23 protein-coding genes are annotated in these 18,034 nt (G+C 71.3%); 14 read left to right on the forward strand and 9 right to left on the reverse strand.

The window, feature by feature from the left end; translation table 11 throughout:
- Positions 1-152: 152 nt before the first annotated feature.
- The 4 genes from ABD241_RS05070 to ABD241_RS05085 all read left to right on the forward strand — a co-directional run bounded on the left by ABD241_RS05070 (position 153) and on the right by ABD241_RS05085 (position 3,334).
- Complete coding sequence (locus tag ABD241_RS05070) at positions 153-854, forward strand: GAF and ANTAR domain-containing protein (protein ID WP_344059060.1); 702 nt, start codon at positions 153-155, stop codon at positions 852-854.
- A 121-nt stretch (positions 855-975) separates the two neighbouring features.
- On the forward strand, positions 976-1,743 hold the full coding sequence (locus ABD241_RS05075) for an ANTAR domain-containing protein (RefSeq protein WP_344059062.1): 768 nt from the start codon (positions 976-978) through the stop codon (positions 1,741-1,743).
- A gap of 71 nt (positions 1,744-1,814) precedes the next feature.
- The gene (locus ABD241_RS05080; protein ID WP_344059064.1) at positions 1,815-2,648 is read left to right on the forward strand and encodes an MBL fold metallo-hydrolase; all 834 of its coding nucleotides are present in this window, start codon (positions 1,815-1,817) and stop codon (positions 2,646-2,648) included.
- A 23-nt stretch (positions 2,649-2,671) separates the two neighbouring features.
- Positions 2,672-3,334: an HAD family hydrolase gene (locus ABD241_RS05085; RefSeq protein WP_344059066.1), complete on the forward strand. Its 663-nt coding sequence runs from the start codon at positions 2,672-2,674 to the stop codon at positions 3,332-3,334.
- Between the two features lie 112 nt (positions 3,335-3,446).
- Here ABD241_RS05085 and ABD241_RS05090 read toward each other — a convergent pair whose 3' ends face one another.
- Positions 3,447-3,755: an MDR/zinc-dependent alcohol dehydrogenase-like family protein gene (locus tag ABD241_RS05090; protein ID WP_344059068.1), complete on the reverse strand. Its 309-nt coding sequence runs from the start codon at positions 3,753-3,755 to the stop codon at positions 3,447-3,449.
- Positions 3,756-3,908: 153 nt separating this feature from the next.
- Entirely contained in the window at positions 3,909-4,214 is a 306-nt protein-coding gene (locus tag ABD241_RS05095; protein ID WP_344059070.1) for a MerR family transcriptional regulator, read from the reverse strand.
- A gap of 162 nt (positions 4,215-4,376) precedes the next feature.
- Here ABD241_RS05095 and ABD241_RS05100 point away from each other — a divergent pair, with 162 nt between their 5' ends.
- The 3 genes from ABD241_RS05100 (at position 4,377) to ABD241_RS05110 (ending at position 5,721) form a co-directional block, all read left to right on the forward strand.
- Complete coding sequence (locus ABD241_RS05100; protein WP_142187025.1) at positions 4,377-4,805, forward strand: Hsp20 family protein; 429 nt, start codon at positions 4,377-4,379, stop codon at positions 4,803-4,805.
- Positions 4,806-4,819: 14 nt separating this feature from the next.
- Positions 4,820-5,122 (forward strand): hypothetical protein, encoded by a 303-nt coding sequence (locus ABD241_RS05105; protein ID WP_344059074.1) that lies wholly within the window; start codon positions 4,820-4,822, stop codon positions 5,120-5,122.
- 248 nt (positions 5,123-5,370) lie between these two features.
- Positions 5,371-5,721, forward strand: coding sequence for a hypothetical protein (locus tag ABD241_RS05110; protein ID WP_344059076.1), 351 nt, complete (start codon positions 5,371-5,373; stop codon positions 5,719-5,721).
- On the opposite strand, the gene ABD241_RS05115 is transcribed toward ABD241_RS05110, so the two are convergent.
- Positions 5,705-6,301 carry a DUF2231 domain-containing protein gene (locus tag ABD241_RS05115; protein WP_344059078.1) on the reverse strand — a complete coding sequence of 199 codons (597 nt, stop codon included), beginning with the start codon at positions 6,299-6,301 and terminating at the stop codon, positions 5,705-5,707. The two genes, ABD241_RS05110 and ABD241_RS05115, sit on opposite strands and share 17 nt — an antisense overlap.
- 80 nt (positions 6,302-6,381) lie before the next feature.
- Positions 6,382-6,879, reverse strand: coding sequence for a hemerythrin domain-containing protein (locus tag ABD241_RS05120; RefSeq protein WP_344059080.1), 498 nt, complete (start codon positions 6,877-6,879; stop codon positions 6,382-6,384).
- Between the two features lie 103 nt (positions 6,880-6,982).
- On the opposite strand from ABD241_RS05120, the gene ABD241_RS05125 reads away from it, so the two are divergent.
- A complete protein-coding gene (locus tag ABD241_RS05125) occupies positions 6,983-8,629 on the forward strand; it encodes a RecQ family ATP-dependent DNA helicase (RefSeq protein WP_344059082.1) in 1,647 nt (548 codons plus the stop codon).
- 40 nt (positions 8,630-8,669) lie between these two features.
- Here the strand turns inward: ABD241_RS05125 and ABD241_RS05130 are convergent, their stop codons facing one another.
- Positions 8,670-9,464 (reverse strand): SDR family oxidoreductase, encoded by a 795-nt coding sequence (locus ABD241_RS05130; protein ID WP_344059084.1) that lies wholly within the window; start codon positions 9,462-9,464, stop codon positions 8,670-8,672.
- 473 nt (positions 9,465-9,937) lie between these two features.
- Between ABD241_RS05130 and ABD241_RS05135 the strand changes: the two genes are divergently transcribed.
- The 6 genes from ABD241_RS05135 (at position 9,938) to ABD241_RS05160 (ending at position 14,298) form a co-directional block, all read left to right on the forward strand.
- Positions 9,938-10,153, forward strand: coding sequence for a hypothetical protein (locus ABD241_RS05135; RefSeq protein ID WP_344059086.1), 216 nt, complete (start codon positions 9,938-9,940; stop codon positions 10,151-10,153).
- 76 nt (positions 10,154-10,229) lie between these two features.
- The gene (locus ABD241_RS05140) at positions 10,230-11,453 is read left to right on the forward strand and encodes a glycosyltransferase family 2 protein (protein WP_344059088.1); all 1,224 of its coding nucleotides are present in this window, start codon (positions 10,230-10,232) and stop codon (positions 11,451-11,453) included.
- Complete coding sequence (locus ABD241_RS05145; RefSeq protein ID WP_344059090.1) at positions 11,450-12,358, forward strand: hypothetical protein; 909 nt, start codon at positions 11,450-11,452, stop codon at positions 12,356-12,358. Before ABD241_RS05140 ends, ABD241_RS05145 begins: the two co-directional genes overlap by 4 nt.
- Positions 12,358-12,996 carry a phage holin family protein gene (locus tag ABD241_RS20670; RefSeq protein WP_425580691.1) on the forward strand — a complete coding sequence of 213 codons (639 nt, stop codon included), beginning with the start codon at positions 12,358-12,360 and terminating at the stop codon, positions 12,994-12,996. Before ABD241_RS05145 ends, ABD241_RS20670 begins: the two co-directional genes overlap by 1 nt.
- On the forward strand, positions 12,993-13,682 hold the full coding sequence (locus tag ABD241_RS05155; protein ID WP_344059092.1) for a DUF3618 domain-containing protein: 690 nt from the start codon (positions 12,993-12,995) through the stop codon (positions 13,680-13,682). The genes ABD241_RS20670 and ABD241_RS05155 overlap by 4 nt, the downstream gene beginning before the upstream one ends.
- A 106-nt stretch (positions 13,683-13,788) precedes the next feature.
- Positions 13,789-14,298, forward strand: a complete 510-nt coding sequence (locus tag ABD241_RS05160) for a DUF4383 domain-containing protein (RefSeq protein WP_344059094.1) — start codon at positions 13,789-13,791, stop codon at positions 14,296-14,298.
- Between the two features lie 93 nt (positions 14,299-14,391).
- Here the strand turns inward: ABD241_RS05160 and ABD241_RS05165 are convergent, their stop codons facing one another.
- From ABD241_RS05165 to ABD241_RS05180, 4 genes are all read right to left on the reverse strand, one after another.
- Entirely contained in the window at positions 14,392-14,622 is a 231-nt protein-coding gene (locus tag ABD241_RS05165; protein ID WP_344059096.1) for a hypothetical protein, read from the reverse strand.
- Positions 14,623-14,726: 104 nt separating this feature from the next.
- On the reverse strand, positions 14,727-15,659 hold the full coding sequence (locus ABD241_RS05170) for a carbohydrate ABC transporter permease (RefSeq protein WP_344059098.1): 933 nt from the start codon (positions 15,657-15,659) through the stop codon (positions 14,727-14,729).
- Complete coding sequence (locus ABD241_RS05175; RefSeq protein ID WP_344059100.1) at positions 15,656-16,579, reverse strand: carbohydrate ABC transporter permease; 924 nt, start codon at positions 16,577-16,579, stop codon at positions 15,656-15,658. The genes ABD241_RS05170 and ABD241_RS05175 overlap by 4 nt, the downstream gene beginning before the upstream one ends.
- A complete protein-coding gene (locus tag ABD241_RS05180) occupies positions 16,572-17,936 on the reverse strand; it encodes an ABC transporter substrate-binding protein (protein WP_344059102.1) in 1,365 nt (454 codons plus the stop codon). Before ABD241_RS05180 ends, ABD241_RS05175 begins: the two co-directional genes overlap by 8 nt.
- Between the last annotated feature and the right edge of the window lie 98 nt (positions 17,937-18,034).

Here is an 18,034-nt window from a genome sequence, read left to right on the forward strand (position 1 = left end):
CCGACGTCCCAGCGCAGCCGGTTCGGTGTCGCCGACGTCCCGGATGGTGCCCCGTGCCGGCCGCCTGTTTCAGGACGGTGGTGTCGGGGATGTTGTGGTCGTGGGCGCCTGCCGAGGCGACCGGATGTCGACGTGGGCGAGGAGCGAAGCCGATGGAGCCGATACCCGAGACCGACGCTGCCTTGGCGGAGCTCGAACGCTACGGCGACCTGGAGCTGCGCCAGGACCTCGAGAGCCTCGTCTCGTCGGCCGAGGAGCAGGTTCCGGGCCTGGTGGGCGTCAGCCTGGCGCTTCTCACCGAGGGGTTGGTCCTCACCTACGTGGCCAGCGACCACCGGACCGCGGCGCTGGACGCGGTGCAGTACGTCGACGGCGGGCCGTGTGTCGACGCGGTCGAGCGGGACCGCTTCTTCACGACCGATGTCGAGGCCGTGCTCGACGAGTCCCGCTGGCAGCTCTTCGCCCAGGCGACTGCGGCCGCCGGCATCCGCAGCACGCTCTCGATGCCCATCCGCCGCGAGGGCGTGGTGACGGGCGGGGTCAACCTGTACGGTGCCCGCGCGGACACCTTCCGTGGCCGGGCCGAGGCGCTCGCCCGGCTGTTCGGCGCGTGGGCCCCCGGGGCCGTGGCCAACGCGGATCTCTCCTTCGCGTCGCGCCTGGAGGCGGTCAGGGGTCCGGAGCACCTGCGGGAGCAGGCCTGTGTCGACCAGGCCATCGGGCTGCTGGTCAGCGCGCGGGGACTGGAGCCCGACGCGGCGGAGCAGCGGCTGCACAACGCGGCGGCGCGGGCAGGCGTGGCTGTTCCCGTGGTCGCTCGTGCGCTGCTCGCCGCGTTCACGGGGGAGCACTGACGCTCGACGGGCGACGCTGGACGGGTCCGGCGTGTCTGCTGGGAGTCGCGTATCGTTTGCAGGCGGTGCGCGGGGAAGGCACCGCACCGGAGGGGGCCAGACCGAGAAGGAGGCCGACGAGGTGAAGCGGACGACCAAGCGGACCGGGGACTCCACGGCACAGGTCCCGGTCGAGCTCGATGACCTCCGCACGGTTGCCGAGGCGTTCGCGGAGCTGGGCGCCCGGCTGGAGCACGCCGGCAACGACCCCTTCCAGGCCATCACCACCGTGGCCCGCGACCAGATCCCTGCCACCGCGGGCGCCAGCATCACGAGGTTGCGCGAGGAGCGGTTCGTCACCGTGGCGTCCACCGACGACCGGACCCGTCGCGCAGACCACATCCAGTACGAGCTGGGCTCAGGACCGTGCCTCGACGCGATCGTCGAGGACACGATGTACCGGCCCAGCGACCTGCGGCACGACGACCGCTGGCCGGCGTACGGCCGCCGCGTCGAGGAGGAGCTCGGCTTCCGCAGCATGCTCTCGTACCGGATGGTCATGCCGGTCGACGACGCGGTCGCCGGACTCAACCTCTACGCCGACGTCACCGACGCGTTCAACGACCGCGACGCCCTGGTCGGCCTGCTTCTCGCGACGCACGGCGCGCAGGCGGCTGCGGTGGTGCACTACGGGCGGCACGTCGAGCACCTCGAGAAGGCGCTGCACACCAACCGCCGCATCGGGGTCGCCGTCGGGGTGCTCATGACGACGCACAAGGTCACGGACGAGCAGGCCTTCGACCTGCTGCGGATCGCCAGCCAGAACACCAACCGCAAGCTGGCCGACGTCGCCTCCGACGTGGTCGAGACCGGCACCCTGGACGTGCGTCTGCCCACGTCGTCGACCTAGGCGGCTCGCGGCCGTTTCGCGACGGCCCGCAGGGGGAACGATCCGAGCAACTCGGACCGAAGGGCGCAGACGTGGGTCACGTGCATGGGCAGGACGGCGTCGGCGCGGAGCCGACGGCCGCGTTGACGTTCGTCGGGACGGCCACCACCGTGCTCGAGCTCGGCTCGTTCACGGTCCTCACCGACCCGAACTTCCTCCACCGGGGCCAGCGCGCCTACCTCGGCAAGGGTCTCTGGTCGCGGCGGCTGACCGAGCCGGCGCTCGAGATAGCGCAGCTGCCCGCGCTCGACGCGGTGATCCTGTCCCACCTGCACGGCGACCACTTCGACCGCGTCGCGCGTCGCGACCTGGACCGGCGGCCGCCTGTCCTGACGACGCCGGCGGCAGCGCGACGGCTCGACTCGTGGGGGTTCGACACCCAGCCCCTCACGGACTGGCAGCAGCTCGTCCTGGGCGACGCCGACGAGTCTCTCGTCGTGACGGCCGTGCCCGGGATCCACGCGCGCGGGATCATGGGTGCCTTGCTGCCGCCCGTCATGGGCTCGGTCATCGAGCACCGCCTCGGTGACGAGGTCCAGCACCGCGTCTACGTCAGCGGGGACACCCTGACGGGTGACCACCTCGATGCCGTACGCCGTCGCTTCCCTGACATCGACACCGCGGTCGTGCACCTCGGCGGCACCCGGGTGCTGTTCCACACGGTGACCATGGATGCCGACCAGGGCGTGGACTTCCTCGGTCGGGTCAGGCCGGCTCAGACCGTCCCCGTGCACTTCAACGACTACGGCGTGTTCCGTTCTCCGCTGGCCGACTTCGTCGTCAGGGCGCGCCAGGCCGGGCACTCGGACATCCGGGTGGTCACGCCGGGGGAGCGAGCCGAGCTGCGGTCCGCGCGCCGCGTCTGAACCCCGGTGGGTACGTCGTCCCCATGATCGATACCGTCATCCTCGACGTGGACGGCACCCTCGTCGACAGCAACTACCACCACACCCTGGCCTGGGCCCGGGCCTTCGCGGAGAAGGACCTGCACCCACCGCTGTGGCGGGTGCACCGGGCCATCGGCATGGGCGGCGACAAGCTGGTCGGCCACGTCGCCGGTGACCGGGCGGAGGAGGAGTCCGGCGACGAGCTGCGCGAGCTCTGGACCAAGCAGTTCGACCGGATCATCGGCGAGGTCACGGCGTTCGAGGGGACCCGTGCGCTGCTCGAGACGGTCAAGCAGCGCGGCCACCGCCTCGTCCTCGCCAGCTCGGGGCAGCCCAAGCACATCGAGACCTTCCTCGGCCTCTTCGACGGCACGTCGCTCGCCGACGCCTGGACGACCTCCGAGGACGTCGAGGAGAGCAAGCCGGCAGCCGACCTGCTCGAGGTCGCTCTCGAGCGCGTCGGGGGGACGAGGGCCGTGATGGTCGGCGACTCCATCTGGGACGCGCGCGCCGCCAAGGCGGCCGACATGCCGTCGATCGGCCTGCGGACCGGTGGGTTCAGCGCGGCTGAGCTGCAGGAAGCCGGCGCGGCCGACGTCTTCGACGGGCCGGCCGACCTCGGACAGGCGATCGCTGCAGGGCTGCTCGACCGACTGGCCCAGTAACCGGCGTAGTGACCCCCGGTATGCCGGCCGGGTCAGCGACACGGCGTCGCGGTCCGAGCAGTGGGGAGCCCCCGGTCCACCAGGACCGGGGGCTCCGTGCTGCGTACCGACCTCAGGGGGTGAGGACGACCTTCTCGCAGCGGTCCTGCTTCTCCTTGAACAGCTCGTAGCCACGCGGCGCGTCCTCCAGGGACATCCGGTGGGTGATGATCCGCGTCGGGTCAATCTCACCCGCCTCGATGCGCCGCAGCAGCGGCTCGAGGTAGCGGTGCACGTGGGCCTGCCCGGTGCGCAGGGTGATCGACCGGTTCATCCACGAGCCGACCGGGAACTTGTCGATGAAGCCGCCGTAGACGCCGATGACCGAGACGGTGCCCCCGCTGCGGCAGGCCACGACGGTGATGCGCAGAGACGGCGCCATGCCGGAGACGGGCCACCAGTGCCTGAGCTCGTGGCCAACGGACTCCTGGCCCTCACCCACGCCCGCTTGGCGCAGCTCGGTGACCACCTCGTACGGGTCAGGACCTCGGCTGGTCGTGGGGCCGCCTACCCGCCTTGCCCCGGTCCGGGGTGGTCATCGCCGTCGACGAGGGCCCGGCTGCTGCCTGATCTGGCCCCGGAGCCGGTGGTTCTCGTCCTGCAGCTCGAGCAGCATCCGGATCCCGGTGAGGTTGACGCCCTCGGCGATCAGGCCTGCGATGCGGCGCAGCCGCGTGAGGTCGTCCTCGCTGTACCGCCGGGTGCCGCCCTCGGTGCGGTCGGGCTTCAGCAGCCCCCGCGACTCGTAGAGGCGCAGGCTCTGGACCTCCATACCGACGAGCTGCGCTGCGACCGTGATGCCGTAGACACCCTGGTCGGACGACGGCGCGGGACTGGTCATCGGGCTGTTCCTCGTCTCGAGAGAGGCCAGCGGCCGGGATTGCCCGGCCTCTTGCACAAGCATGTCATCGGTGCTACAAGAAATCTATAGCGCATGCCACAGATCGTGAGATGCGGTCGTGGCCACCAGGAGCATCAGTGGACTGACATGGAGGTGACGACGATGCTGATGCGCACCGACCCCTTCCGTGAGCTGGACCGGATGGCGCAGCTGGCGCTCGGGGCCACCGGCACCCTCGCACGGCCCTCGGCCATGCCGTTGGACGCCTGGCGCGACGGCGACGTGTTCCACGTCGAGATGGACCTGCCGGGTGTCGACCCCGGGTCCATCGACCTCGACGTCGAGCGCAACGTGGTGACGGTCAAGGCCGAACGGCCCACCCGCGCCAGTGACGCCGAGCTGATCGCCGCGGAGCGTCCGAGAGGAGTCTTCAGCCGGCAGCTCGTGCTCGGCGACAGCCTGGACACCGAGCGGATCGAGGCGAGCTACGACGCCGGCGTGCTGTCCCTGTCGATCCCCGTGGCCGAGAAGGCGAAGTCCCGCAAGATCCAGGTCGAGCACCGGCAGGACCGGCAGGCCATCACTGCCTGAGCGGGGGACGATCCGTGGTCACGGCAGTGCACGACGCCGACAGGCTCCTCGCGTCCGACCTCGATGCCGAGTTCCTCGAGCTCGTCTGCGCGGACGGCGAGCTGCTCGACGCCGAGTTCGAGGCGATCGTCGCCGGCATGGAGCCGCCGCCGCGCACGCCACCGGTCCCACCCGGGGCGCACGACTGGGGTCGTCGAGCGACGCCCGTGGCCCAGCGCTCCCGAGCCAATCGCACGCTGCCGCAGGGCAGGCCGCCGACCGCCGGTCGGGAGCGGTCGCCCCCGCCACGATGGCGCCGACGCCGTCCGACGAGCTGAGAGGAGGTGCCCGGACAGCTCTGCGTTCTCGATCAGTCTTCCGATCCGATTTTCCGACCAGTTCTCGTAACCGGCTCCTCGGGTGGGTTCGCACCACCCGGGGAGCCCCGTCGTAGGTCGGGCCCGCGGGAAGGAGCGGCAGTGACCGTTGTCGGTCCCACTGCGAACCCAGTGCGAAGCCGCTCGCCGACGGCCTGGCCCGACGACGAGGAGGACACCCGCGCCCGCGCCCCGACCAGGGGCACGTCGTGGCCATCGGAGTGCTGACGCTGACCGGCTCCACCGGCTGGCTCACCGCGGCCGGCTGGGTCGGCGAGGCCGAGCTGGCGTCGCTCGTGCACCAGGCCGGCATACGCAGGCAGCTTCAGGTGGAGCGGGAGGCTGGCCCCAGCCGCGTCGCGCCCGTCGGCCCCCTCCCCGAAGGCGCCGAGCACCTTGCAGTGGCGCCACATCTCAGCGGCCATCACCGCGATGCGCGGATCCACCGGGGAGCCGTCCTCCGTCGGCCGGCCGGCGCGGGCGTCGAGCCCCGGCACGGCGTCTGCGCCGGGCGCCGCGCCCAGCACCACGAGGGCGTCCACGTCAGAGCGCGTCGATGACCTGGGGGATGCCCGACTCCGGGGCGGGAGCCGTGGTGCCGACCTTCTCGCCGATGGCGAGATGACCACCGAGGTATGCCGACACCCCGGACACCGCCAAGCCGGCCATCCCGAAAACGACTCCGGCGCGGTGGCGCTGCGGTCGGAGCGCCCAGGACACGGCATACAGCCCCAGGGAGGCGGTGTTGAGGACCGCGTGCGTGGCTGCCACGCGCTTGGGCCGTGCGCCGAGCGGGGCGTACTCGGCGAGGCCGGTCAGGGCGGCGCCCGGTGCCGAGAGCAGGCCGGCGCCGACGAGGCGGCGGGCTGCGCCGCGGGCGGCGGGACCGCCGGCGAGGTCGAGCAGCGCCGCCGAGGAGAAGAAGCCGATCGGCAGGTCCGTCATCAGGGGGTGCGCGGCGTGGCCGAGGACCTCGCCCGTGACGATGCGGCGCCACAGGCCGCGGCCGCGCGCCACCTCGGCGGCCGGCTGCAGGGTCGCGGCCGCGCCGTCGAGGCTCTCACGGCCCTCGACGAGGCGCTCGAGGAGTCGGGATGCAGCGCTGGGCGGCGCCACGGACGTGGTGGGGTTCGTTTCCATGGGTCACAGGTACCCGCTCACGCCCGCCTGACGCCGCCCAGCCGTGCCGTCACCGCCGGTCCGGCTTCAGCCAGGGGCCGTCATTTCACGACGGCGTCGATGGCCTTCTTCATTGCACTGGGCTTCTCGGGGCGGCGCGGGGCGCGCTTCTTCGCCTCGAGCAGCTCCTCACCGAGCTCCTGGAGCTGCTTGCGGCCCAGGCCCTCGCGGACCTTCGGGAACCACTCCTGCTCCTCCTCCTCCATGTGGTGCTCGACGTTCTCCATCAGGACGGTCGTCTTGGCGTCGAAACGCTCGTCCGTGGCGTCCATGACGGCCAGCTCCATGCAGAGGACGTCGGCCACGTGGTGCTCCTCGTAGGACTCCAGGACGTCGTCCTCGAGGTCGGGCAGCAGCTGGCGGACCCGCGGGTACATCACCTCGTTCTCGATGTACGTGTGCACGGTGAGCAGCTCGAGGATCGTGTCGACGATGCCCTGCTTCTGGACCGGGGTCTGGTCCTGCTTGCGGAAGGCGCGGAACTGCTTGCGCACCTCCTGGTGGTCCTCCTTGAGCAGGACGATGGCGTCCTTCGACATGACTTTCCTTCCGTCGGTGCGCGGCGATCGTGGCGGCCGGCGGGCGGCCACCGGCTTGCTCGTACCCAGACGCTGCTGCGGCCCGAACGGGTAGGAGGGGCGCGTGTCCACGACGAACAGAGCCCGGCTGCAGCGCGCCGCCACGGAGACCTTCGGCTGGGACGAGCTGCACGCGTACCAGCTCGAGGCCATGGAGCACGTGCTCGAGGGACACGACGTCCTCGCCGTGCTCCCCACGGGCGCAGGGAAGTCCGCCATCTACCAGGTGCCGGCGCTGCTGGTCGACGGGCCGGCGCTCGTCGTGTCCCCGCTGCTGGCGCTGCAGCACGACCAGGTCGAGGCGCTCACGCAGGCCGGGGCTCCGCCGGCCGTCGTCGTCAACTCCGCGCAGTCGGCCGCCGAGCGCCGAGAGGCCTGGGACGCGGTCGAGTCCGGCAAGGCACGCTTCGTGTTCCTGGCCCCGGAGCAGCTGGCGCACGAGGAGGTCGTCGAGCGGCTGAGGGCCGCCGGCGTCGCGCTCTTCGTCATCGACGAGGCGCACTGCGTCTCGTCCTGGGGCCACGACTTCAGGCCGGACTACCTGCGTATGCGGCCGGTGCTCGAACGCCTCGGACACCCTCCGGTCGTGGCCCTGACCGCCACCGCGGCGCCGCCCGTCCGCGACGACGTCGTCGCCCGGCTCGGGCTGCGCGACGTCAGGGAGACGGTGACGAGCTTCGACCGGCCGAACCTGCGGCTCGCCGTGGTGCGGTGCACGGACGCCGACGAGCGTCGCGAGGCCGTCGTGGCGCGGGCGGCGGAGCTCGTGGGTGCGCCGGGCTTCGCGGGAGGCGGGCTCGTCTACACCGCGAGCCGGGCCGAGACCGAGCGGCTGGCCACCGAGCTCGCGGACCACGGACTGCGAGCCATGGCGTACCACGCCGGCCTGCGTGCCGACCGGCGCGAGCAGGTCCACGAGGCCTTCCGTGAGGGCGACGTGGAGGTGGTCGTGGCCACCTCGGCCTTCGGCATGGGCATCGACAAGCCGGACATCCGCTTCGTCCTGCATGCCGCCGTGCCCGAGTCGCTCGACTCCTACTACCAGCAGATCGGACGCGCCGGCCGCGACGGGGAACCGGGCGTCACCGAGCTCTTCCACCGCGGCGAGGACCTGCACCTGCAGACCTTCCTCACCGCGGTCCGGGCACCCGAGGACGTCGTGCGCGCGGTGTCCCAGGCCCTGCGCGCGGCGGCCGGACCCGTGCGCCTCACCGAGCTCACGCGGTCGCTCCACGCCTCCCGGGCCAGCTGCACCCGAGCCGTCAACCTGCTCGAGCAGGTGGGTGCCGTCACCACGGCCGGCCGCGGGCGCATCGTCCACGACCCGGACGTGGGCACCGGCCAGGCGGTGGACGAGGCCATCCGGCTCTCCGAGGCACACCAGGAGCTCATCCGGTCGCGGGTGGCCATGATGGGCGGCTACGCCGACACCACCGGGTGCCGGCGCCAGTTCCTCCTCGGCTACTTCGGCGAGCACCTGGCGCAGCCCTGCGGGAACTGCGACACGTGCGCGGAGGGGACGGCGCAGGCCCGGCCGCGCCGACGCGGGCAGTTCACCCTGCAGGCCGCCGTGAACCACGAGGAGTGGGGCCCGGGGGTCGTCATGGCCGTCGAGGACGACCGGCTCACCGTCCTGTTCGAGGAGGTCGGTTACCGGACCCTGTCGGTCCAGGCGGTCGAGGACAACGACCTGCTGCGGCTGGTCTCCTAGGAGTTCGGGGGGCTGGCCCCCGGGCGTGGCCGGGGAGTCCTCAGAGCTCGCGCCAGCTGGGGTCGGCGTCGTCGTGCCCGTGGGCGCTCATGAGCATGAGGCCACCGTCGACGGCATACGACGAGCCGGTCACGTACGTGGCGCGCGGCGAGGCGAGGAAGCCGACGACCGAGGCGACCTCGTTGACGTGGCCCGGCCGGCCGAGCGGGTTGCCGGGGCGTGAGGTGTGCCAGGCGGCCTCCTCGTCCTGCCCGGTCATCTCCGTCGCGATCTCGCCGGGCGCCACCGCGTTGACCGTGATGCCGTGCTCACCGAGCTCGAGGGCCAGCACCTTGGTGAGCATGCCGAGCCCGGCCTTGGCCGCGCAGTAGGCGGCCGAGCCGAGCCTCGGCACGTGCTCGTGCACGCTCGTCACGTTGATGATGCGCCCGCCCTGCCCCTGCTCGACCATCCGCCGTGCCGCGTGGCGGGCGCACAGGAACGGGCCGGTCAGGTCGGTGGCGAGCACCTCGTTCCAGTCCGCGAGCTCGAGCTCGAGCGCAGGCGTCGAGTGGCCGGTCCCGGCGACGTTGACGAGCACGCCGATGCCGCCCAGCGTGTCGGCCAGGCGGTCGACGGTCTCGCCGGCCGACGCCGACGACGCCTCGAACCGCTCGACGGCACAACGCTGCCCGCGCTCCTCCACGTCCGCCGCCGTGCGGCGGGCGCCCTCCTCGTCCTCGTGCACGGTCAGGCCGATGTCGAAGCCCTCGGCGGCCAGCAGGAGGGCGGTCGCGCGGCCGATGCCCGAGTCGGCTCCGGTCACGACGGCGATGCGGGGGAGCGTTCCGCTCATGGTCGGTCTCCTTCGTCGGTGTGTCGTCGGGATGTGCCCCGCCCCTACCCGTTCCCCTGCCCCCGACGCCATTCGATGCCGTATGCCGTGTGGCCGCGCGGGAGGCCGAAGTGGTCCAGGAGGGGGAGAGGCCGACGGCTCCGGATCGGGTGATCGCGGGGCACGACCGGACAGGAGGTGCGCATGAGGATCGTCGTGACGGGAGCGACGGGCAACATCGGCAGCGCCCTGCTGCGGGCGCTTCGGCATCCAGATGGTCCACGCCGACGACGTCGCCGACGTGGTCGTCCGGATCCTCGAGAGGCGGGCAGCCGGAGCCACCAACGTCGTCTCGGAGCCGGTGCTGTCGGCGTGGGACATCGCAGCTGCCCTGGACGCCAGACCAGTTCGCCTGAGGCAGCAGGCCGCGCGGGCCGCGGCGGGAGCGGTGTGGCGCGCCCACCTGAGCCCCTCTGGACCCGGGATGGGTCGACATGGCCCTTCAGGCGCCGTGGGTCGACAGCAGCCGGGATCGTGACCTGCTCGGCCGGACCCCTCGGCACGACGCGCACGACGTGCTCTCCGAGGTGGTGCAGGGGATGGCGCACGGAGCCGGTGGCGGCAGCAGCGCACTTCCGCCGCGGCTGGTCCGGGACGGGGTGCTGCGGTCGCTCCTCGGGGGGAGCGTGTCGCGTCGTCGCCTGACGTGAACTGGGCAGCAACGGAAGCGGATCCCCCTGACCGCGTGACTGTTTCGCTCGAACCGGCCCCGCGAAAGTGGGCGGCGTGACGACAGCCGAGCTGCGCCCCGGGCGCATCGACGTGACGGTGGTGATCCCGCTCAAGTGGACGGGCACCGGGGAGGTGTACCGCGTCGAGGAGATGGCGCGCTACCTCGACGGGCTGCGTCACGCGGTCGCAGAGGTCGTCGTCGTCGACGGCAGCGCTCCGTCCGTGCGGAGCGAGCACGAGCGCGCGTGGAAGGCATTCGCGCGGATCCTGGAGCCCGACGACCCGGTGGTCGGCGCGAGGAGTGAACGGGGCGAGAAGGCCGGGCTGAACGGCAAGGTCGTCGGCGCCCTCATCGGGATCCACTCAGCCCGAACCGAATACGTCGTGCTCGCCGACGACGACGTCCGGCACACGCCCGGCTCCGTCCAGCGGCTGGTGGAGACCCTGCGGGACGCGGACCTCGTCCGGCCGGTCAACGTCTTCGACTCGTGGCCCTGGCAGGCCCGCTGGGACGGGGCACGAACGCTGCTCAACGTCGCGCTCGCCTCGGACTGGCCGGGGACCTTCGCCCTGCGACGGTCGACGGTGCTGGGGCTCGGGGGCTGGAGCGCTGACGTGCTCTTCGAGAACCTCGAGCTGTGGCGGACCGTCGAGGCTGGGGGCGCGAGAGCCGTGGCCAGGACCGACGTCATGGTGTGGCGCAAGCCGCCCTCGGTCGGTCACTTCTGGTCGCAGCGGATGCGCCAGGCGTACGACGACCTGGCGCAGCCGGGACGGCTGGCCGCCGAGCTCGCGATCGTCCCGTCCGTGCTCCTCGCCGCACGGCGCGGCCCACGCCTTGTCGCCGCCTTGGCGGGGATGGCGATGATCGTCGCGGCGCACGGTCGCCGTCGCATCGGAAGGGAGTACGTCCCGCCGTCGGTGCCGCTGTGGGCCCCAGTGTGGGTCCTCGAACGGGGGGTGTGCGTCTGGCTGGCCCTGGGCCTCCGGGTGCGCGGGGGAGTGGACTACCACGGGCGTCGCCTGCGCGTCGCCGCGCACTCCGCCGAGGAGCTCAGACGCCGACTCTCGACCGCGCAATCCACGGGAAACAGCGCTCCCACCTGCGGGAAAGGGTCACCACATACCCGTTGTGGCCGACTTTTTCCCAGTGACGGAATCGTGCATGCGCTGGAGCCCCGGTGGGTACCCGGAGGGCAGCAAGACGAGCTCGAACGGGCCGCTCGAGCAAAGGGCGCGCCCGGACTAGCGACCATGGAAGGAAACCAAGACCCATGACCGAACGACCGTACGAGACGACCGTGTCCGACGACTACAACGTCGGCACGACCTCGCCCACAGTCGCCAACGGCGGCTACACCGCGGGTTCGACGTCCCAGTCCCAGGGGGCGGCCGGCGGTGGGGTCTCCGGCGTGGCCGACCAGGCCACCTCCGAGGCGAAGTCCGTGGCCTCCGACGCCAAGGACAGCGGGCAGCAGGTGGCCCAGACGGCTGCCTCCGGCGCCAAGGACGTCGCAGCCGAGGCGTCCGACCAGGCCCGCCAGCTCTTCGCGCAGCTGCGCGGCGAGTTCGACCAGCAGGCATCCACGCAGGGCCAGCGCGCCGCCCAGGGGGTGCGCTCGCTGGCAGACGAGCTGCGCCAGATGGCGTCGAGCTCGGAGCAGCAGGGCCTCGCCGGCCAGGCGGTCGGCCAGGTGGCCGACCGCGCGCACTCCGTGGCGGACTGGATCGAGAACCGGCAGCCCGGCGAGATGCTCGACGAGCTGCGCTCGCTCGCACGCCGTCGCCCGGGAGCCTTCCTTCTCGGCGCCGCCGTGCTCGGCGTCGTGGGCGGCCGGCTGACGCGCGGCCTCACGGCGGACAGCGGCTCGAGCAGCAACGGCAGCGCCCAGTCCGGCGCAGCTCACACCGGCGCGTCCTACACGGGCACGGCCGGCTACTCGAGCACGGGTGGGGCCGGCGGCACGGTCGGGACCGTGGCCACCGAGACCTCTGCCACGGGCGCCATCCCGCCGTCGGAGTCCCCTGTGCGCAGCGAGCCCTACACCGTGGGAGTCCGCGACAGCGAGTCGCACTCGGTCACCTCCATGACCGGAGGCGTGACCGCCGACCCGATCGACGAGATCGACGAGATCGACCCGATCGACGAGGCCTTCCCCGAAGGCCGGGGCGGGGTGCGCTGATGAGTACCTGGCCCCAGGGCGGAACCGGCACAGGCCCAGAGCCGGTGGGCGGCCTGGCCGACCCGGCCACGTCAGGCGTCGCGCCGGCCACCGACCCGTACGCCGACCACTACGCCGATCCGATGGTGGCATCGCCGGCAGCCCAGACGAGCCAGGCCGGCGCCCACACCGTGGGTGACACGGCATACGGCGCCTCGAGCAGCGGCTACGAGACGGGCTACGAGGGCGGCTACGAGAGCTCGCACGAGAAGGCCCAGAACGCCTCCATCGGCGACCTCGTCGGCGACATCAGCCGCGACTTCAGCACGCTGATCCGCCAGGAGGTGGAGCTGGCGAAGGCCGAGGCGAAGCAGTCCGCGACCCGCGCCAGCAAGGCCGGCGGGATGTTCGGCGGTGCAGCCCTGGCGGGCTGGTTCACGCTGCTCTTCCTGTCGGTCGCGGTGTGGGAGTTCCTCTCCAGCGCGCTCGACAGCAGGGGCTGGGCCGCCGTCATCGTCATGGTGGTGTGGGCGATCATCGCGGCCGTCCTCGCCGCCCGCGGACGACGCCTCACCAAGGAGATTTCAGGACTGCCGCGCACCACGGAGACCGTCAAGAAGGTCCCTGATGCGCTCAAGGGAAACGAGGAGATCCGATGACCACGAACTACCCCACGACGACCAGCTCGAACGACCCCGACGCGATCCGCGCCGACATCGAGCGGACGCGCGAGGAGCTCAGCCGGGACGTCAACGCCCTCGGCGAGTCGGTCAGCCCGAGCCAGGTGGCGCACCGGCAGGCCGAGAAGGTCAAGGGCCGCGTCTCCGCGGTACGTGACCGCGTCATGGGCTCCGCGTCCGATGCCGGTGGCAGGACGAGCGACCTCGCGCACACCGCCGGTGGGAGTGCGACCGACATGGCGCACAGCGTCGGCGACAAGACGTCCGACGTCGCCCACTCGGTGGGCGGCGCCGCGTCGCAGGCCGGCCAGACGGTGCAGGCCAAGGCGAAGGGCAACCCCCTCGCGGCGGGCGTGATCGCACTGGGTGCCGGCTGGATCATCGGCTCGCTCCTGCCCGCGTCGGAGAAGGAGCGCCAGCTCGCGCAGACCGCCAAGGAGAAGGCGCAGCCGGTCGTCGAGCAGGCGCAGGGCGTCGTCAAGGACGTCGCCAGCGAGTCGGCCGACCACCTGAAGCAGCCCGCGCAGGAGGCGGTCCAGAGCGTCAAGGAGACGGCCCAGTCGGCCGCCCAGGACGTCAAGCAGGAGGGCCAGCAGGCGGTCAGCGACGTGCGTGACAGCGCGACCGACTCGGCCCAGACGGTGAAGGACCAGGCACAGAGCTGACCCGCAAACACGGGGAGGCAGCACCAGCGGAGGGGCGGGCAGCGTGCCCGGCCCTCCGCCGCGCCGGCCCAGCCGGTGCGACAACACACAGGGAAGGCAGCTCATCATGGACGGTTCCACCTCGACAGGCCACGCCGGGACGACGGCGCGCACGGCTGTGCAGAAGGCCGCGCTGGCCGTCGGCATCGTGTTCCTCGTCGTCGGCGTCGCCGGCTTCATCCCCGGCATCACGTCGAACTACAGCGACCTCACCTTCGCCGGGCACCACTCGGACGCAAAGCTCCTCGGCATCTTCGAGGTCTCGGTCCTGCACAACATCGTGCACCTCCTCTTCGGCATCGCCGGCATCGCGGCGGCCCGCACGTGGAGCGCCGCTCGCGGCTACCTCATCGGCGGCGGCGCCATCTACCTCGTGCTGTGGCTCTACGGCCTGCTCATCGACAAGGAGTCGGCGGCGAACTTCGTCCCGGTCAACTCGGCCGACGACTGGCTGCACTTCCTCCTGGGCGTCGGCATGATCGCCCTCGGTGCGCTGCTGGGCCGTCGCCGCCACGACGTGGTGACCGGTCACGACGCCACGATCTCGCACAGCGGCCGGAGCACCGGCGCGCGCTGATCCCGACAGGTGCTGCCGGCGACAGCCCGGCAGGACAGCGCGAGGCCCCGACCATGTGGTCGGGGCCTCGTCGCGTCGGCGCCGTGGCCGGCTTCAGGACCGAGGGCGTATGCCGTGTGGCGAGCGCCCGCGCCCCGCCGCGTCCGCGCAGTGCTGGCAGCAGAACACCGCGTCCTCGACCTCCACCCCGTGGCCCAGGACCCGGCACCCGCAGTTGCCGCAGGCCGGGGCCCAGTCGGTGATGGCGCACTCGAGGCTGTCGTAGGTGCGCGACCGGTCGTCGCGGGTGATGGTGAAGCTGCGGGCGTAGTCGTTCCCACACATGTCGCACACGGCCATTGGGTGCGTCCCCTTCTTGTGTCGTGGTGGTGTCGGCCTCGGCTCGGTCACCGAGAGGCGGGTGGTCGGCCGGCCGCGAGGAGGGCGGGTCAGCCCTGCCTCGCCGTCGTGGCGAGCCCCTCGAGGAAGTAGCGCTGGCAGAAGGCGAAGACCACGATCATCGGCAGCGTCGCGACCAGCGTGGCCGCCATCGCGATCTCCCAGTGGTACTCGCCCGAGAGCGCGAAGCCGTCGACGATCTGCTTGAGACCGCGAGGCATCGTGAAGTACTCCTCCGTCTGGAGGTAGATGAGCGGCTTGAGCAGGTCGGACCAGCTCGCCTGGAGCTCGAAGATGAACACGATGATCAGGGCGGGACGGCACAGCGGCAGCGCGATCCGCCGGAAGAGACCCAGGTGGCTGCACCCGTCGATGCGCGCCGCCTCGAAGAGCTCGCGGGGGATGCCGAGGAAGAACTGGCGCATCAGGAAGATGTAGAAGGCCGACCCGAAGAGGTTGCCCGCCCACAGCGGCACCTGGGTGTCGATGAGGCCGAGCTGGTGCCAGATCAGGTAGACCGGGATCATCGTCACGGCCCCCGGCAGCATCATGGTCGCGAGCACGAGTCCGAAGAGCGGACCGCGCAGGCGGAAGCGGAAGTAGGCGAAGCCGAAGGCCACGAAGGCGCTGGAGAACGTCACCGCCACCGCCGCCATGAGCGAGACGACGCCGGAGTTGAAGAGCCACCGCAGCACCGGGCCGGCGTCCCACACCTGGACGAAGTTCGACCACTGGAACGTCTCGGGCACCAGCCGGTTGTCGAAGACCTGCGACTTGGGCTTCAGGGAGGCACTCACCAGCCAGATGAGGGGATAGGTGAAGGCGATCGTCGCGACCAGCAGGAGCAGCCAGCGCAGCACCGCGCCGGGCCCGAGGCGCCGCCGGTCCCTGGCCGGGCCACTCGTCGGCAGCGGCCGTGCGGCCAGGTCCGGCTCGGCCGGCGGTTCGGTCGAGGGAGGCAGCGGCTTGGTGTCGACGCTCATCGGGGCGAGTCTCCCTCGTAGTAGACGAAGCGGTTGCCGAGGCGCACCTGGACCACGGTGATGACGAGGATGATCACGAAGAGCACCCACGCCATGGCGGAGGCGAAGCCCATCTTGAAGAACTCGAAGGCGTTCTGGAACAGGTAGACCATGTAGACGAGGGACTCGTCGGAGGCCGTCGCCTTCTGCTGGGGCCCGTAGAACATGGTGTACGCCTGGTCGAACATCTGCATGGCCGCGATGGTGTGCGTGATGATCGTGAAGAACAGCGCCCCCGAGATCATCGGCAGGGTGATGCTCCAGAACCGCCGGATGGGACCGGCGCCGTCGAGGAGGGCCGCCTCGTAGAGCTGGCGCGGGACGTTGTTGAGCGCAGCGAGGTAGATGATGATGCTGCCGCCGACGGTCCAGAGGCTCACGACGGCCAGCGAGGGCTTGAGCCACGCCGGGTCGGTGGTCCAGTTGGGCCCGGTGACCCCGAACCAGCCCAGCACCTGGTTGAGCAGTCCGCGCTGGCCGTTGAGCAGGAGCAGGAACATGGCGCCGGCCGCGACGGCCGGTGTCATGACGGGCAGGTAGAAGACGGTGCGGAAGAAGCCGGCGGCCCGGCCGACGCGGTGGAGCAGCATCGCCAGCCCCAGGGCGACGACCGTGCCGAGCGGCACGAACATGGCGGCATACGTGAACGTGTTGGCCAGCGACTTGCCGACGCGCGGGTCGTCGAGCAGCTGCTGGTAGTTCGTCATGCCCACCGGGTGGCCCGGCTCGACGAGCGAGTAGTCGGTGAACGACAGCCAGAGGCTCGCCACCATCGGGCCCGCCGTGAAGACGAGGAACCCGATGATCCACGGGGCGATGAAGATGTACGCCGCCCGGGCCTCCCGACGCTGCAGCCGACCCGGGCGAACCCGGTCAGCCATTGCCGTTGGCCTTGGTGAAGGCCGCCTCTGCCTCCTTCTGGGCCTGGTCGAGGGCCTGCTGCACGGGCTGGCCGCCGAGGGCGCGGGTCACGGCGCTGCGCCAGGCGGCGTCGATCTCGGCGCCCGCGGGGGAGGGGTTGAGGGCGGTGGCCGTGTCGAGCGTCGCGTAGAGGTTGTCGATGGCGCGCTTGAAGCCGGCGTCGGGCACACCCGTGAGGTACTTCGCCTTGATCTCCTCGTCCGCCGGCTTGTTGGCGGTGAAGAGCCCGGTGAAGAAGCTGTTGTCCTTCTTGACCTTGGCGATGCGGGCGTCGGCCGCCTTCATCCAGGTGGCCTTGTCGGTCAGCGTCTTGGCCCACGCGCACGCGGCGGTGGGGTTCTTCGAGCCCTTCGGGATCGCCCAGGCGCTGCCGCCGACCATGCTGACGGGCTTGCCGTCGTGGTCGGTGAACGGCGTGCTGTCGAGCTGCAGGCCCTTGGGGATGAAGTCACGCAGGACGTTGACGTACCAGTTCTCCATCGGGAACGCGACGACCGAGCCGGCCGACAGCGGGTTCTTCTCGCCGAAGATGTCGAAGGAGTCGCGGAAGGACTTGAACGTGGTCCAGCCACCCTGGTCGTTGACGAGGCTGATGGCGAAGTCGAGCGCCTGGACGGCCTTGGGGTCGTTGAGGTTCGGCGCCCCGTCGTCCTTGATGATGGTCGCGCCGTTGGCCGTGGCCCACAGCGGGAAGTACTCGGGCAGCTTGGGGTCGAAGCCGATGCGCTCGAGCTTGTTGCCGTTCTTCTTGACCAGCTTGTCGGTCGTGGCCTTGAGGGCCTGCCAGTCCTTGGTCTGGATGTCGCCGGCGGACAGGCCCGCCGCCTTGAGGGACTTGGCGTCGATGAGGTTCGTCGTGACGACGTAGAACTCGGGAATGCCGTAGACCTTGTTGCCCAGGGTGACCGAGCGCATCGCCGCCTCGCGGTACTGCGAGGTGTCGATCTTCTGCTGGGAGATGCAGTCCTCGAGCGGGACGATGGCGCCCTTCTTGGCGTAGGTGCCGATGAGGTTGCGGTCCATGTAGACGAGGTCGGGCGGGTTGCCGCTCGCCAGGGCGGTGAGGAACTGCTGGGCGTCGAAGTCGCCCTTGGCGTTGTTGACCTGGACGCCGGGGTATGCCTGCTTGAAGGCGTTGACGCGGGCCTGTGCCACCTCGTCCTCGCCGCCGAAGCCCATGATCTTCAGGGTGCCGCTGGGTGCGCCTCCGGAGGTTCCGGCGTTGCCGCCGCCGGAGTCGCTGCTCGCCCCGCCGACCCCCGCGCAACCCGCCAGGAGCGTGGCCGAAGCCGCAATGACCATGAACGCAGATCGCATTCCTCGCCTCTCTTCTGCTCTCACGTGCACCGGATGTACGCCGGATGCACCGTTTCAGGTCAGAAGTACCCCTGAGCCGTGGCGGGGAAACGCTTCTC

The sequence above is a fragment of the Terrabacter lapilli genome, from assembly GCF_039531305.1.
GTDB classification, from domain to species: domain Bacteria; phylum Actinomycetota; class Actinomycetes; order Actinomycetales; family Dermatophilaceae; genus Terrabacter; species Terrabacter lapilli.

What these genes read in the sequence shown, in the direction of transcription:
- ABD241_RS05070 (WP_344059060.1), top strand. Translation starts at nt 153, where the DNA reads ATGGAGCCGATACCCGAGACCGACGCTGCCTTGGCGGAGCTCGAACGC.
- ABD241_RS05085 (WP_344059066.1), top strand. Translation starts at nt 2,672, where the DNA reads ATGATCGATACCGTCATCCTCGACGTGGACGGCACCCTCGTCGACAGC.
- ABD241_RS05090 (WP_344059068.1), bottom strand. Translation starts at nt 3,755, where the DNA reads ATGGCGCCGTCTCTGCGCATCACCGTCGTGGCCTGCCGCAGCGGGGGC.
- ABD241_RS05095 (WP_344059070.1), bottom strand. Translation starts at nt 4,214, where the DNA reads ATGACCAGTCCCGCGCCGTCGTCCGACCAGGGTGTCTACGGCATCACG.
- ABD241_RS05100 (WP_142187025.1), top strand. Translation starts at nt 4,377, where the DNA reads ATGCTGATGCGCACCGACCCCTTCCGTGAGCTGGACCGGATGGCGCAG.
- ABD241_RS05115 (WP_344059078.1), bottom strand. Translation starts at nt 6,301, where the DNA reads ATGGAAACGAACCCCACCACGTCCGTGGCGCCGCCCAGCGCTGCATCC.
- ABD241_RS05120 (WP_344059080.1), bottom strand. Translation starts at nt 6,879, where the DNA reads ATGTCGAAGGACGCCATCGTCCTGCTCAAGGAGGACCACCAGGAGGTG.
- ABD241_RS05130 (WP_344059084.1), bottom strand. Translation starts at nt 9,464, where the DNA reads ATGAGCGGAACGCTCCCCCGCATCGCCGTCGTGACCGGAGCCGACTCG.
- ABD241_RS05135 (WP_344059086.1), top strand. Translation starts at nt 9,938, where the DNA reads ATGGCCCTTCAGGCGCCGTGGGTCGACAGCAGCCGGGATCGTGACCTG.
- ABD241_RS05145 (WP_344059090.1), top strand. Translation starts at nt 11,450, where the DNA reads ATGACCGAACGACCGTACGAGACGACCGTGTCCGACGACTACAACGTC.
- ABD241_RS20670 (WP_425580691.1), top strand. Translation starts at nt 12,358, where the DNA reads ATGAGTACCTGGCCCCAGGGCGGAACCGGCACAGGCCCAGAGCCGGTG.
- ABD241_RS05155 (WP_344059092.1), top strand. Translation starts at nt 12,993, where the DNA reads ATGACCACGAACTACCCCACGACGACCAGCTCGAACGACCCCGACGCG.
- ABD241_RS05160 (WP_344059094.1), top strand. Translation starts at nt 13,789, where the DNA reads ATGGACGGTTCCACCTCGACAGGCCACGCCGGGACGACGGCGCGCACG.
- ABD241_RS05165 (WP_344059096.1), bottom strand. Translation starts at nt 14,622, where the DNA reads ATGTGTGGGAACGACTACGCCCGCAGCTTCACCATCACCCGCGACGAC.
- ABD241_RS05170 (WP_344059098.1), bottom strand. Translation starts at nt 15,659, where the DNA reads ATGAGCGTCGACACCAAGCCGCTGCCTCCCTCGACCGAACCGCCGGCC.
- ABD241_RS05175 (WP_344059100.1), bottom strand. Translation starts at nt 16,579, where the DNA reads ATGGCTGACCGGGTTCGCCCGGGTCGGCTGCAGCGTCGGGAGGCCCGG.
- ABD241_RS05180 (WP_344059102.1), bottom strand. Translation starts at nt 17,936, where the DNA reads ATGCGATCTGCGTTCATGGTCATTGCGGCTTCGGCCACGCTCCTGGCG.